The organism is Pseudomonas sp. P4_C1 (genome assembly GCF_056402155.1).
In genome coordinates, this window is record NZ_JBFUHY010000008.1 from 120,421 (window position 1) to 134,429 (window position 14,009).

The 14,009-nt window shown below is 59.3% G+C and carries 12 protein-coding genes; 9 read left to right on the forward strand and 3 right to left on the reverse strand.

Going from position 1 to position 14,009, the window contains the following annotated elements:
• Positions 1-34 precede the first annotated feature (34 nt).
• Positions 35-1,948, reverse strand: a complete 1,914-nt coding sequence (locus AC1DU9_RS08275) for a sigma-54-dependent Fis family transcriptional regulator (RefSeq protein ID WP_223460863.1) — start codon at positions 1,946-1,948, stop codon at positions 35-37.
• 299 nt (positions 1,949-2,247) lie between these two features.
• Here AC1DU9_RS08275 and exaC point away from each other — a divergent pair, with 299 nt between their 5' ends.
• From exaC to AC1DU9_RS08320, 9 genes are all read left to right on the forward strand, one after another.
• Positions 2,248-3,768, forward strand: coding sequence for an acetaldehyde dehydrogenase ExaC (gene exaC, locus AC1DU9_RS08280; protein WP_223460861.1), 1,521 nt, complete (start codon positions 2,248-2,250; stop codon positions 3,766-3,768).
• A gap of 271 nt (positions 3,769-4,039) precedes the next feature.
• On the forward strand, positions 4,040-5,413 hold the full coding sequence (gene eat / locus AC1DU9_RS08285) for an ethanolamine permease (RefSeq protein ID WP_223460858.1): 1,374 nt from the start codon (positions 4,040-4,042) through the stop codon (positions 5,411-5,413).
• A gap of 194 nt (positions 5,414-5,607) precedes the next feature.
• Positions 5,608-7,002, forward strand: coding sequence for an ethanolamine ammonia-lyase subunit EutB (locus tag AC1DU9_RS08290; protein WP_223460857.1), 1,395 nt, complete (start codon positions 5,608-5,610; stop codon positions 7,000-7,002).
• A gap of 8 nt (positions 7,003-7,010) precedes the next feature.
• Entirely contained in the window at positions 7,011-7,835 is an 825-nt protein-coding gene (gene eutC / locus AC1DU9_RS08295) for an ethanolamine ammonia-lyase subunit EutC (RefSeq protein WP_223460854.1), read from the forward strand.
• A 114-nt stretch (positions 7,836-7,949) separates the two neighbouring features.
• The gene (locus AC1DU9_RS08300; RefSeq protein ID WP_223460852.1) at positions 7,950-8,411 is read left to right on the forward strand and encodes a GNAT family N-acetyltransferase; all 462 of its coding nucleotides are present in this window, start codon (positions 7,950-7,952) and stop codon (positions 8,409-8,411) included.
• A 225-nt stretch (positions 8,412-8,636) separates the two neighbouring features.
• A complete protein-coding gene (locus AC1DU9_RS08305; RefSeq protein WP_046041661.1) occupies positions 8,637-9,293 on the forward strand; it encodes a DedA family protein in 657 nt (218 codons plus the stop codon).
• A 4-nt stretch (positions 9,294-9,297) separates the two neighbouring features.
• Positions 9,298-10,110, forward strand: coding sequence for a M90 family metallopeptidase (locus tag AC1DU9_RS08310; RefSeq protein WP_223460849.1), 813 nt, complete (start codon positions 9,298-9,300; stop codon positions 10,108-10,110).
• A 113-nt stretch (positions 10,111-10,223) separates the two neighbouring features.
• Positions 10,224-10,751 carry an inorganic diphosphatase gene (gene ppa, locus AC1DU9_RS08315; protein WP_007894323.1) on the forward strand — a complete coding sequence of 176 codons (528 nt, stop codon included), beginning with the start codon at positions 10,224-10,226 and terminating at the stop codon, positions 10,749-10,751.
• Between the two features lie 230 nt (positions 10,752-10,981).
• Complete coding sequence (locus tag AC1DU9_RS08320) at positions 10,982-11,728, forward strand: S24 family peptidase (RefSeq protein ID WP_223460847.1); 747 nt, start codon at positions 10,982-10,984, stop codon at positions 11,726-11,728.
• A 305-nt stretch (positions 11,729-12,033) separates the two neighbouring features.
• Here the strand turns inward: AC1DU9_RS08320 and AC1DU9_RS08325 are convergent, their stop codons facing one another.
• Both AC1DU9_RS08325 and AC1DU9_RS08330 read right to left on the reverse strand, forming a co-directional pair.
• Positions 12,034-13,047 (reverse strand): PDDEXK nuclease domain-containing protein, encoded by a 1,014-nt coding sequence (locus tag AC1DU9_RS08325; RefSeq protein WP_223460845.1) that lies wholly within the window; start codon positions 13,045-13,047, stop codon positions 12,034-12,036.
• Between the two features lie 147 nt (positions 13,048-13,194).
• The gene (locus AC1DU9_RS08330) at positions 13,195-14,007 is read right to left on the reverse strand and encodes a YfaP family protein (RefSeq protein WP_223460842.1); all 813 of its coding nucleotides are present in this window, start codon (positions 14,005-14,007) and stop codon (positions 13,195-13,197) included.
• Between the last annotated feature and the right edge of the window lie 2 nt (positions 14,008-14,009).

The window sequence follows — 14,009 nt, forward strand, 5'->3', positions numbered from 1 at the left end:
GGCGAGGGAGCTTGCTCCCTCGCTACAAAAGCTTTTATCGGGCAATCCCATGTTTACGCAGCTTCCGATAGAGGGTATTTCGACTGACCCCCAACTGCTCCGCCGTATGCGTCATATGCCACCGCGCCTGCTCCAGCGCCGCGAGCAACGCCAGCCGCTCGGCATCTTCCAGCGGATGCTCCGACGCCTCTTCAATCGTCGACACCACCGGCCGCGCCTGGCGAATCATTGCCGGCAAATCCTCCAGGCCGATCCGCCCGTCTTCACACAGTGCCGCCAACGTACGCAGCACATTACGCAACTGCCGCACGTTGCCCGGCCAAGCGAATCCCAATAAGGCCTCCCGCGCCGGTCCGTCGATCAACACCGTTTCCGCGCCCGCCTCCTCGGCCAGCAAAAAGTCGAGCAACCGGGATTTGTCGCTACGCTCGCGCAACGGCGGCAATGCGACTTCCAGCCCGTTGAGGCGGTAATACAAATCCTCGCGGAAGCTGCCGTCCTCCACGCGATCCAGCAAGTTGCGGTGGGTGGCACTGATGATCCGCACATTCACCGCTTCCGGCTCGCCACCGATCGGCACCACTTGCCGGTCCTCCAGCACTCTGAGCAATCGCGTCTGCAGGGCCAGTGGCATGTCACCGATTTCATCGAGGAACAAGGTCCCGCCATCAGCCTGTTGCAACTTGCCGCGCATGCCTTCCTTGCGCGCACCGGTAAAGCTGCCGCCGCGATATCCGAACAGTTCGCTTTCGATCAGGCTTTCGGGAATGGCCGCGCAATTGAGGGCGACAAAGGCTTTTTCCGCCCGCTGGCTGGCGTGGTGCACGGCTTTGGCGAAAGCTTCCTTGCCGGAGCCGGTTTCGCCATTGATCAGCAGCGGCACGTCGCGCTCGTACACGCGCAGGGCCTTGCGGAAATCCGCCTGCAACGCTGCGTCATCCAGGCAAATACCCGACAGTCGCGGCGCCTGCGCAACCTTGAGAGCAGGCATCACCGGAGTTGGCAGCGACCGCCTCGCCTCACCACGCAATACCGCGAACAACTTGCGACCATCACGGGTGCGCAAGGGCCAACTGGCGGCGGCATTAGTGCTCGCGCGACCGAGCAACTCATCGAGCGAACAATCGAAAAACGCCTCAACCGACTTACCCAACAAGCCGCCGCGAATATGTCCCAGCAGGTTCAGCGCACTCTGGTTCACCGCGCAAATGCGCCCTTCTCCGTCGAATGCCAGCAACCCTTCACTGAACAAACCGACAGACTCGGCCTGCAAATGAAAACGCAGCAACCATTGATTGTCGAAGCAGCGCAGGAAGTAGCAGCTCTCGATCATCTTCGCCGACAGATTGACCAGCGCCATGGTGTGGAACTGACTTTGCCTTGAGGCATCACGGCGCGCCGACGACACGTCGAGCACCGCCAGCAGTTCGCCATGAGGATCGAAGACCGGGCTCGCCGAACAGGTCAGGCCGGTGTGGCGGCCGCGAAAGTGTTCGTCCTGATGAATGGTCAGCGACTGACGCTCCACCAGGCAGGTGCCGATGCCGTTGGTGCCTTCACAGGCTTCGCTCCAGTCGGCGCCGAGCCAGAGTCCGGCACGCTCGAAAATCTGCCGCTCGGCGGGCGCAGTGACGCAATTGAGGATCACGCCGCGGGCGTCGGTCAGCAATACCGCATGGCCGGCACCGGAGAGCTGCTGGTGCAGGCTGGTCATTTCATTGCCGGCAATGTGCAGCACTTGCTGCAAGCGTTCGCGGCTTTCCAGGACGCGACCATGTTCCAGCACCGTCGGCGCGATGCTCAAGGCCGGATCGAGGTGATAGTCCTCAAGGCAGCGCAGCCAGGAACGGGCGATGGACGGATCGCTGCCGGGACCGTGCAGGTGGGCCTTGCCCTGGGTCACGGTCAATACTTGCTGGGCATGGCGACTCAAATGGTTGTCGTGCATTTCTTGTTATTCTCCCCGGGGCTCGGCGTCCCGTGCATGAGGTGATGCCGAGCATCCTCCAGCCTGGCCTGCATTGCAATGCTTGCAAGACTACCCAGTCACAGGTTGTGCCAGAAACGGTACAAAGTGTCACGCCGGCTGTACCGCAAGCGTCACAGGCATGCTCCATCCGTCCGACAAAAAATGCGCAAGGCCTTGATTTGCCTGAGCTGCAGCGCACTGGCCCGACCCTTGCTCTACGCTTAAAGCAAGCGCACATGCGCGACTCCCTATAAGCACAAAAGCAAGGAGAAACCACTATGCGTTACGCTCACCCCGGTACTGAAGGCGCTATCGTTTCGTTCAAAGCCAAATACGGTAACTACATCGGCGGCGAGTTCGTCGCGCCTGTCAAAGGTCAGTACTTCACCAATACCTCGCCAGTGAATGGCCAACCGATTGCCGAATTCCCCCGTTCCACGGCCGAAGACATCGACAAGGCCCTGGACGCTGCCCACGCCGCTGCCGACGCGTGGGGTGCCACGTCCGCCCAGGCGCGCTCGCTGGTGCTGCTGAAAATCGCCGACCGCATCGAACAGAACCTCGAACTGCTGGCAATCACCGAATCCTGGGACAACGGCAAAGCCGTGCGCGAAACGCTTAACGCCGACATCCCGCTGGCCGCCGACCACTTTCGCTACTTCGCCGGTTGCATCCGTGCCCAGGAAGGCAGCGCTGCCGAAATCGACGGCAACACCGTGGCCTATCACATCCATGAACCGCTGGGCGTGGTCGGGCAGATCATTCCGTGGAACTTCCCGATCCTGATGGCCGCCTGGAAACTCGCCCCGGCCCTGGCCGCCGGCAACTGCGTGGTGCTCAAGCCTGCCGAGCAAACCCCGCTGGGCATTACCGTGCTGGTCGAACTGATCGGCGACCTGCTGCCACCGGGCGTGCTGAACATTGTGCAAGGCTTCGGCAAAGAGGCCGGCGAAGCGCTGGCCACCAGCAAACGCATCGCCAAGATTGCCTTTACCGGCTCGACCCCGGTCGGCTCGCACATCATGAAATGCGCAGCGGAAAACATCATTCCGTCCACTGTGGAGCTGGGCGGCAAGTCGCCAAACATTTTCTTCGAAGACATCATGAAGGCCGAACCGTCCTTCATCGAGAAAGCCGCCGAAGGCCTGGTGCTGGCATTTTTCAACCAGGGCGAAGTCTGCACCTGCCCTTCCCGTGCGCTGGTGCAAGAGTCGATCTACGACGAGTTCATGCAAGTGGTGATGAAGAAGGTCCTGCAAATCAAACGTGGCGACCCGCTGGACACCGAGACCATGGTCGGCGCCCAGGCGTCCGAGCAGCAATTCGATAAAATCCTTTCGTACCTGGAAATCGCCAAGGGCGAAGGCGCCGAGCTGCTGACCGGCGGCAAAGTGGAAAAACTCGAGGGCAACCTGGCAAGCGGATATTACATCCAGCCGACCCTGCTCAAGGGCACCAACAAAATGCGTGTGTTCCAGGAAGAAATCTTCGGCCCGGTGGTGAGCATCACCACCTTCAAGGACGAAGCCGAAGCCCTGGCCATCGCCAACGACACCGAGTTCGGCCTGGGTGCCGGCCTCTGGACCCGCGACATCAACCGCGCCTACCGCATGGGCCGCGCCATCAAGGCCGGTCGTGTGTGGACCAACTGCTACCACCTGTACCCGGCGCACGCCGCGTTCGGTGGCTACAAGAAGTCCGGCGTCGGTCGTGAAACCCACAAGATGATGCTCGACCACTACCAACAGACCAAAAACCTGCTGGTGAGCTACGACATCAATCCGCTGGGCTTCTTCTAAAAACCGGGGGCGACACAGATATTTCTGTGTCGCCCTTCAAGCAGCCATCGCGAGCAAGCTCGCTCCCACACTGATTTGAGTAAGCCTCAAAAAGTGGATTTACCCACAACCCTGTGGGAGCGAGCTTGCTCGCGATGGCGTCCTAAATGACTCAACACCCAAGGCCTGGCCGCTCTGGCACGGGCCTTGCCTACCCATCATTCAGGATTTGCACCCAACCCGTCGCACCCGAAAGTCCAAAAGATCGAACAATAAAAAATAGAGAGGACTTATGACTACTTCTTCCACACAGCTCAAACCTACACTCGGCACCCTGCATCTATGGGGCATTGCCGTCGGCCTGGTGATTTCCGGCGAGTACTTCGGCTGGAGTTACGGCTGGGGCACCGCAGGCACACTGGGTTTTCTCGTCACCGCACTGATGGTGGCGACGATGTACACCTGCTTCATTTTCAGCTTCACCGAACTGACGACTGCGATTCCCCACGCTGGCGGGCCGTTTGCCTATAGCCGCCGGGCCTTTGGCGAAAAAGGCGGGTTGATCGCCGGCATCGCCACCCTGATCGAATTCGTCTTTGCACCACCGGCCATCGCCATGGCCATCGGCGCCTACCTCAACGTGCAATACCCGGAACTGGACCCGAAGATCGCCGCCGTTGGCGCCTATTTCGTGTTCATGGGCCTGAACATCCTCGGCGTCAGCATCGCCGCCACCTTCGAGTTGGTGGTCACTGTGCTGGCGGTCGCTGAACTGCTGGTGTTCATGGGCGTGGTCGCCCCGGGCTTCAGCTTCAGCAACTTTGTACTCAATGGCTGGTCGGGTGCCAATGAATTCACGATGGGCTCGATTCCCGGTATTTTCGCCGCCATTCCCTTCGCGATCTGGTTCTTTCTCGCGATCGAAGGTGCAGCCATGGCCGCCGAAGAAGCCAAGGACCCGAAACGCACCATCCCCAAAGCCTATGTCAGCGGCATTTTGACCCTGGTGTTCCTGGCCATCGGCGTGATGGTGATGGCCGGTGGTGTCGGCGACTGGCGTCAACTGTCGAACATCAACGATCCGTTGCCTCAGGCGATGAAAGCCGTGGTCGGCAACAATTCGTCCTGGATGCACATGCTGGTGTGGATCGGTTTGTTCGGCCTGGTGGCGAGCTTTCACGGGATCATTCTTGGCTATTCACGGCAGTTCTTCGCCCTGGCTCGCGCCGGTTACCTGCCCAAAGGCCTGGCCAAACTCTCGCGCTTCCAGACTCCGCACCGGGCAATTCTGGCCGGCGGTGTGATCGGCATCGCGGCGATCTACAGCGACGGTCTGGTCAACCTGCAAGGCATGACCCTGACGGCGGCAATGATCACCATGTCGGTATTCGGCGCCATCGTGATGTACATCATCAGTATGCTGAGCCTGTTCAAACTGCGTAAAACCGAACCGAACCTGGAACGCACCTTCCGCGCCCCGGGCTATCCGATCGTACCGGGGATCGCGCTGTTTCTGGCGGTGGTGTGCCTGGTGGCGATGGCCTGGTTCAACACCGTGATCGGCCTGGTTTTCCTCGGTTTCATGGTTGCCGGTTACCTGTACTTCCAGTTGACCGCCAAGCAACGTTCCGAGGCACCGGCAGACGCTATGCTCGAAGGTATCTAAATGCACCGGCACCGGGCCGCGAGCCTGGTGCCTGCATTATTGAAGTGCATGCAATTCCCTTGTGGGAGCGGGCTTGCTCGCGAAGGCGGTGTGTCAGTCAGCACATGTGGCGGATGCAAGACTGCTATCGCGAGCAAGCTCGCTCCCACAGAACAGCGCATCGAATTTTTGAATTGATCAGGAGGCCCCGCCCCATGGCCGTATATGCCCATACCGTCGGCGCCCAGACTTACCGCTTCGACAGCCTCAAGGATGTGATGGCCAAGGCCAGCCCGGCGCGCTCCGGGGATTTTCTGGCCGGCGTCGCGGCCCTCAATGACGGCGAGCGTGTCGCGGCACAGATGGCTTTGGCCGACACGCCGCTAAGCCACTTCCTGCAGGAAGCGCTGATCCCCTACGAATCCGATGAAGTCACCCGCCTGATCATCGACACCCATGACAAACAAGCCTTCGCGGTCGTCAGCCACCTCACCGTCGGCGGCTTTCGCGACTGGCTGCTCAGCGATGCCGCCGACGAACAGGTCCTGCGCGCCCTGGCCCCCGGCCTGACTCCGGAAATGGCCGCCGCCGTGTCGAAGATCATGCGTGTGCAGGATCTGGTACTGGTGGCGCAAAAAATCCGCGTGGTTACACAGTTTCGCGGCACCCTGGGCCTGCGCGGTCGACTGTCCACACGCCTGCAACCGAACCACCCCACCGACGAACCGGCCGGTATCGCCGCAAGCATTCTCGACGGTCTGCTGCACGGTAATGGCGACGCAATGATCGGCATCAACCCCGCCACCGACAGCATCGCTTCGATTTGCGCCATGCTGGAGATGCTCGACGCGATCATCCAGCGCTACGAAATCCCGACCCAGGCTTGTGTGCTGACCCATGTCACCACGTCGATCGAAGCGGTCAATCGCGGCGTCCCGCTGGATCTGGTGTTCCAGTCGATCGCCGGCACCGAAGCGGCCAACGCCAGTTTCGGCATTAACCTGAGTATATTGAGGGAGGGCCATGACGCCGGTTTGAGTCTGAATCGCGGTACGCTGGGCCAGAACCTGATGTACTTCGAAACCGGTCAGGGCAGCGCCCTGTCGGCCAACGCCCACCATGGCGTCGATCAACAAACCTGCGAAACCCGGGCCTACGCCGTCGCGCGTCATTTCAACCCGTTCCTGGTCAACACCGTCGTCGGTTTCATCGGCCCGGAATACCTGTACAACGGCAAACAGATCATCCGCGCCGGCCTGGAAGACCACTTCTGCGGCAAGCTTTTGGGCGTGCCCATGGGTTGCGACATCTGCTACACCAACCACGCCGAAGCCGACCAGGACGATATGGACACCCTGCTGACCCTGCTGGGCGTCGCCGGGATCAACTTCATCATGGGTATCCCCGGCTCCGACGACATCATGCTCAACTACCAGACCACCTCGTTCCACGATGCGCTCTACGCCCGGCAGACCCTGGGGTTGAAGCCCGCGCCGGAGTTCGAGCAGTGGCTGGCGAAAATGGGCATCTTCACCCAGGCGGACGGCCGGGTTCTGTTTGGCAACAGCCTGCCGCCGGCCTTTCGCCAGGCATTGGCGCAACTGGGATGAAAACTGACATGGATAAACTACCCTTCGATCCCCACAATCCATGGCTGGAACTGCGACGCCTGACACCGGCGCGAATTGCCCTGGGCCGAACCGGCACCAGCATTCCCACTCGCGCACAACTGGACTTCCAATACGCCCATGCTCAGGCGCGGGATGCGGTGCACTTGCCGTTCGATCATGCGGCACTCAGCTCACAACTGGCCGAACGCGGACACGAAAGCCTTGTACTGCACAGCGCAGCGATCGACCGCAACAGTTACCTGCAACGCCCGGACCTGGGACGAAAACTGAGTGACGCATCGGCAAAGACCTTGCGTGAATACGCTTCGGCGCATCCTGGCGGGGTCGATTTGGTGATAGTGATCGCTGACGGCCTGTCGGCACTGGCCGTTCATCGCCATACCCTGCCCTTTCTGGCGCGCCTCGAAGAACAGATTGCAGCGCAAGGCTGGACGGTAGCGCCGGTGATTTTGGTGGAACAGGGGCGCGTGGCGGTCGCTGACGAAATCGGTGAATTGCTCGGAGCGAAAATGACCGTGATCCTCATCGGCGAACGCCCTGGCCTGAGCTCCCCGGATAGCCTGGGTTTATATTTCACCTACAATCCCAAGATCGGCCTTACCGATGCCTACCGTAATTGCATCTCCAACGTGCGGCTTGAAGGCCTGAGTTACGGCATGGCGGCACACCGTTTGCTTTATTTGATGCGCGAAGCCTGCCGGCGGCAGTTGTCAGGGGTCAATCTGAAGGATGAAGCGCAGGTTCAGACACTGGAGTCGGACGCGCAAGCCGACATGAAAGGTAATTTCCTGCTTGGCCCGCCGAATGCCTGAACCGCTTGCGCGTTGCACATTCGTACCAGTTTCAGGCAGGATCGTGGCACGGCCGCCAAGGGTTTCCCATCGCCGTCAGAGACGTAAGACAGCCACTTGAAGACGAGACCTACCATGCGGATTATTCAAGCGACCCTCGAACACCTGGACCTGCTGACCCCGTTGTTCGTCAAATATCGCGAGTTTTATGGTTCCCTGCCGTATCCGGACTCGTCCCGGGCGTTCCTCGAAAAGCGCCTGCGCCGCAAGGAGTCGGTGATCTACCTGGCGCTGTCCGATGACGACAGCAACAGACTGATGGGTTTCTGCCAGCTATACCCGAGCTTCTCCTCGCTTTCGCTCAAACGCGTGTGGATCCTCAACGATATTTATGTCGCCGAGGATGCCCGCCGCCAGTTGGTGGCCGACAACCTGATCCGCACCGCAAAAAAAATGGCCAAGGAAACCAATGCCGTGCGCATGCGTGTTTCCACCAGCAGCAACAACGAAGTCGCGCAGAAAACCTATGAGTCCATCGGATTCAAGGAAGACACCGAATTCAAGAACTATGTGCTGCCGATCAGCGACGAACTCTGAATCACCTGCACCTGTGGGAGCGAGCCGGCTCGCTCCCACGGGTTCGGTATCAAGCCATCGGTCTTGTCATGACATTCCCCGCTACAATCTCGACGCGATTTTCACCTCTCGCCTCGTATAATCCCGAACTCCCCGGCTTGTAAGAAAAACTACCCTTATCCGTAGTCTTACGCGAAGTCATCCGCACAGGCCTGCTGAGTCGGGCCATTACCACAGGTGCTTTCCATGGATTTCAACCCGATCGACATCGTCCTGCATCTCGACGTCTACCTCGACATGCTTGTAACCAACTACGGGGCATGGATCTACGCCATCCTGTTTATGGTGATCTTCTGTGAAACCGGTCTGGTGGTCATGCCCTTCCTGCCGGGCGACTCCCTGCTGTTCATTGCCGGCGCCGTGGCGGCCGGTGGCGGCATGGACCCGGTACTGCTCGGCGGCCTGCTTATGCTCGCGGCGATTCTGGGTGACAGCACCAACTACATCATCGGACGAACGGCGGGTGAAAAACTGTTCAGCAATCCGAATTCGAAGATTTTCCGCCGCGATTACCTGCAACAAACCCACGATTTCTACGACAAACATGGCGGCAAAACCGTGACCCTGGCGCGTTTCCTGCCGATCATCCGCACCTTTGCACCGTTCGTCGCCGGTGTCGGGAAAATGCCTTATCCGCGTTTCTTCGCCTTCAGTGTCTTCGGCACTGTTTTGTGGGTCGGCGGGCTGGTGACCCTCGGTTACTTCTTCGGCAACGTGCCGTTCATCAAGAAGAACCTGTCGCTGCTGGTAGTCGGCATCATCCTGCTCTCGCTGGTGCCGATGATCATTGGCATGGTGCGTAACCGCCTTGCGGGTTCGAGCTCCAAAGCCGAATCGCGATGACACGATGTGGTCCCTGAGCGCCTGGCGTCGCCGGCGCACCCTGGCCAGGCACCCGATTGCCGATGACATGTGGCAACGGGTGCGCCATCACCTGAGTTTTCTCGATGGCATCAGTGCCGCCGAAGACCAATGGCTGCGCGAAGCCTGCGTGCTGTTCCTCGAAGACAAGCATCTGACCGCCCTGCCCGGTGTCGAACTGCATCAGGAGCAACGCTTGCTGCTCGCGGCCCAGGCGCAACTGCCGCTGCTGAACCTCGGCGACCTGAACTGGTATCAGGGCTTCCACGAAATCATTCTCTACCCCGACGACTTCCTCAGCCCCCAGCGCCATCGCGATGTCGGCGGCGTCGAGCACGAATGGGTGGGTGAGCACAGCGGTGAAGCGTGGCAGCAAGGCCCGATCATCCTTGCCTGGCCGGGCGTAATGGCCAGCGGAGGCTGGGAAGGCTACAACCTGGTCATCCACGAACTGGCGCACAAACTCGACATGCTCAATGGCGTCGCCAACGGCTTGCCGCCGTTGCACCCGGACATGCGGGTCAGCGACTGGGCCAGCGTCATGCAAAAGGCCTACGACGACCTCGACCGGCAACTGGAACGCAATCCCGATGCCAAAACTGCCATCGACCCGTATGCCGCCGAAAACCCTGCCGAGTTCTTCGCCGTCACCAGCGAATACTTCTTCAGCGCCCCGGATTTGCTGCACAAGGCTTATCCACAGGTGTACCAGCAGCTGAAGTTGTTCTATCGCCAGGACCCGCTGGCGAGGTTGAAGCAACTAAAGGCGCATGACCCTGTCTATCAGGCACACCAGTGAGCGCCATACGACTTCTGGTGCGTGGCGTCGATCCAGGAATATGCCTATAATCGCCGCCACTTTTTGGTCAATCCGGCCAAGTATTTCTGGTCAACTAACGGGGGCAACGCCCAATGAGCTACAGCAAGATTCCGGCTGGCAAAGACCTGCCGAACGACATCTACGTCGCGATCGAGATTCCGGCCAACCACGCGCCGATCAAATACGAAATCGACAAAGACAGCGATTGCCTGTTCGTTGACCGTTTCATGGCCACCCCAATGTTCTACCCGGCCAACTACGGTTACATCCCGAACACCCTGGCTGACGACGGTGATCCCCTCGACGTGCTGGTCGTAACCCCTTACCCGGTTGCTCCAGGTTCGGTGATCCGCGCGCGTCCGGTCGGCATCCTGAACATGACCGACGATGGCGGCGGCGATGCCAAGGTCATCGCAGTCCCACACGACAAGCTGTCCCAGCTGTACGTCGACGTGAAGGAATACACCGACCTGCCAGCGCTGCTGATCCAGCAGATCGAGCACTTCTTCGCGAACTACAAAGATCTCGAAAAAGGCAAATGGGTGAAGATCGAAGGCTGGGCCGGCGCAGACGCCGCCCGCGACGCGATCACCAAGTCGGTTGCTGCCTATAAAGGCTAAGTCCGGCTGCAGGCTTTCAGCTGCAAGCGCCCACAAAAAACCCCGGGAGATCCGGGTTTTTTTGTGGGCGCTTGATAAGCACGCCAAACACATCGTTTAAACAGACCGTCCAATGGTTTTTGCTTGTTTAACTCCCCCCAAGAATGTCTTACATCCGGTCGTAAATTACCCGCGAAATTTGAACGAGGTGTTTATTCAAACCCTGGTTAGCCGTCAGTAGACTCGCGTTCATGAAAAAGAACACTAGCGGCCCACGCTTTAAAGCGCTCCTTGCAGCAGCGAACATCACGACCACAGGATTTGCCGAATTCCTGGATACGGCTCCGCAAAATGTACATAACTGGTACACCCGCGGTGTGCCCGCCCATTGCATGGAAGAAGTCGCCAGAAAACTCTCCGTCAGCAGCGACTGGCTGAAAACCGGCGAAGGCTCGAAAGATGCCCAGCACCTGCGCCTGCTCGACGAATCCGGCAACACCTTCGATGCCCAAACCATCCGCGGTGTCTACACGGTCATCGAGCCTGTCGACGTCGAACTGCCATTCCTCAAGGAAGCTGTCACCGCCCCGGGTTCCAACAAAACCCACGTCATAGAAGACCCCGAGAAATCCATCCGCCTGCCCCGCAGCCACCTCGATTCCCTGGAAATCAACCACGCCGACGCTATCTGCGCCCTTATGAGCGGCAATAGCATGGGGGAAAAAATCGAAGACGGTTCGACCCTGGCGATTGACCGTGGCCTGACCCAGATTGTCGATGGCGAGATCTACGCCATCGAACATGACGGCATGCTGCGCATCAAGTACCTGCACCGTCTACCGGGCAATTCCCTGCGACTGCGCAGCCACAACCGCGCCGAATACCCGGACGAAATCTTCAGGGCCGCACAAATCGAAGAGCAGAACATCAGGGTGCTGGGTTGGGTGTTCTGGTGGTCGACCCTGAACAAACGACGGCCGGCGGTGCCATTTCTTTAAGGCATCCCAGAACAGCCATCGGCCACCCACCCGGGTGGCCGATGGCTCTGCCCGGCACTTCCCGCTGGGAATTTCCCTCAAACCTGCGTATGCTGCGCCCCACATTTACGCATCGACCCGCCCCGCGGCCCAGATGCACTGACCTGACAGATGACTTTCTCACCAGGTCCCACAGCCGGACGCAAGATCCGGGTGTACGTTTTGAAGGCTGGCGCGGTTTACCAAAAATGATCCAAGCCAGTCCCCGAGAAGCCGGCCACAAGCCGGCTTTTTAATGCCTGAAAGAAAATGATCAACGACAAAAATCACTCAACGCCTTCAATATTCAGCGCATAAAACTCCTGCAGTTTGGCTTGCAACAATTTCTTGTCTGGCAATTGGGTGTGGTACTCCGCGATCAAGGCAGGCGACAGTGAGCGGTTCAGGGCGTACTCGACGATTTCGTCCTCTTTGCTCGCGCACAGCAATACGCCGAGCGCCGGGTTTTCGTGTGGCTTGCGGACATTGCGGTCCAACGCTTCAAGATAAAAATCCATCTTCCCCAGGTATTCCGGTTCAAAGCGCCCGACCTTGAGTTCGATCGCCACCAGGCAGTTCAGCCCACGGTGGAAAAACAACAGATCCAGCGCAAAGTCACGCCCACCTACCTGCAACGGATATTGCGAACCCACAAAGCAGAAGTCCCTGCCCAGTTCGATCAGAAAATCCCTGAGCTTATGCAGCAGGCCTCCGTGCAAATCTGTCTCTGCATGACCACGCTCCAGAGCCAGAAACTCGACCACGTAGGCATCCTTGAACACCTCCAGGGCTTGGGGATGAATTTGTCTCAGCGGTGCTGAGACTTTTGCCGGGCTGACCACTGAACGTTCAAACAGAGCGGCCTTGAACTGCCGCTCCAGTTCGCGGCTCGACCACTTCTCCTGGATTGTCATGCGCAGGTAAAACTCACGCTCCTCCGGGTGTTTGCTCTGGTTGAGGATGATCAGATTCTGGGTCCAGGGTAATTGTGTCAGCAGTGCTGACACTTTTTCATCACCCCTGTACGCCTCATAGAACTGGCGCATTCGAAATAGATTTCGTCGCGTAAACCCACGCAGTCCAGGCTGTGTACGCTCAAGGTGCATAGCCAACTGGGCAACGACTCCATCACCCCACTCCGCCGCTTCAATTTTGCAACTGATGTAGGCCCCAACCTGCCAGTGCAGCTCAATCAGCTCTGTGTTGACCGCCTGCATAGCGCGTTGTCGCGCGGTCACAATCAGTTGGGTAATTTCGCTGAAAGCTGAATCGAGGGAGGTATTGCCAGGAAGGTCATTCACGTCAGGGCATTTCCATGTCAGTTGGAGGGCCCTTTCAATTACTCCTGATGCCGATGCAGGAACATTCACAATGTATTTCTGCATGAAACAACGCTAATAGGCCTCCACCTCGCCGTGTGCAAAGCCTGCGCAAGTTACACCTCAACCTCACGGATAGCTGAACCCCTTCACCAACGTCAACTCCCCCACCGCACGCATCGGCACCAGGAACGTCTCCATCTTCTCGCTCGGCGTTCCTTCCTCGGTAATCACCGTCACCTGCGCCGTGGTCAGCGCTTGCACCGCGTCTTCCTGCCCCTCTTCATCACTGCTGTACCCGCCGCCGAAGTAGTTCACGTAGACCAGATATTGGCCCTTGATCGGTGCGGGCATGGCGAAGATTTCCGGGCCGTAGCCAGTGGTGACGTCGACGTCGAGCGCAGCGCCGTTGGGGGCGACGCGGTCGCCGTACCAGATGTGCGCGCCGTCGGGGGTGATCAGGTGCAGGTCGAGGTCGGTGTTGTCGCTGTCCCAGGACAGCAAAACGCGCAATTTGGCCGGGGTCGCACCGCCGCTGCTGTTGAGAAACTGCGTGCGGTGACGTTGTTGGCCATCAGGGCTGCGAACCTCGACGCTGTTGCTGCCGTTGGGGAACGAGAACGGGCGATCGAAGCGGCCGGCCGGGTCGATTTTCAGCGGCATGCTCACCCCGTTGACGATCAGCCGGCCGGGCTCTGTGGATTTTGGCGTGGCTTTGATCTGCCCACTGATGCGAGCGGTGTTGGCCTGCCCTGCCGGGGTGTTCACCGACGAGGCCGGATAGTTGACGGTCTGCCTGAAGTTTTCCCCTTCGCCCTCAGGCGCGCCGGCGCGCCAACCGCCTGCGGGGGTATCGAGTCTGACGCTGTCCGCCGCCATCACCGATGGCAACGCCACCAGCGAACAGATAAACAGCAAGACCTGTGGATAACGGAGTTTCATGG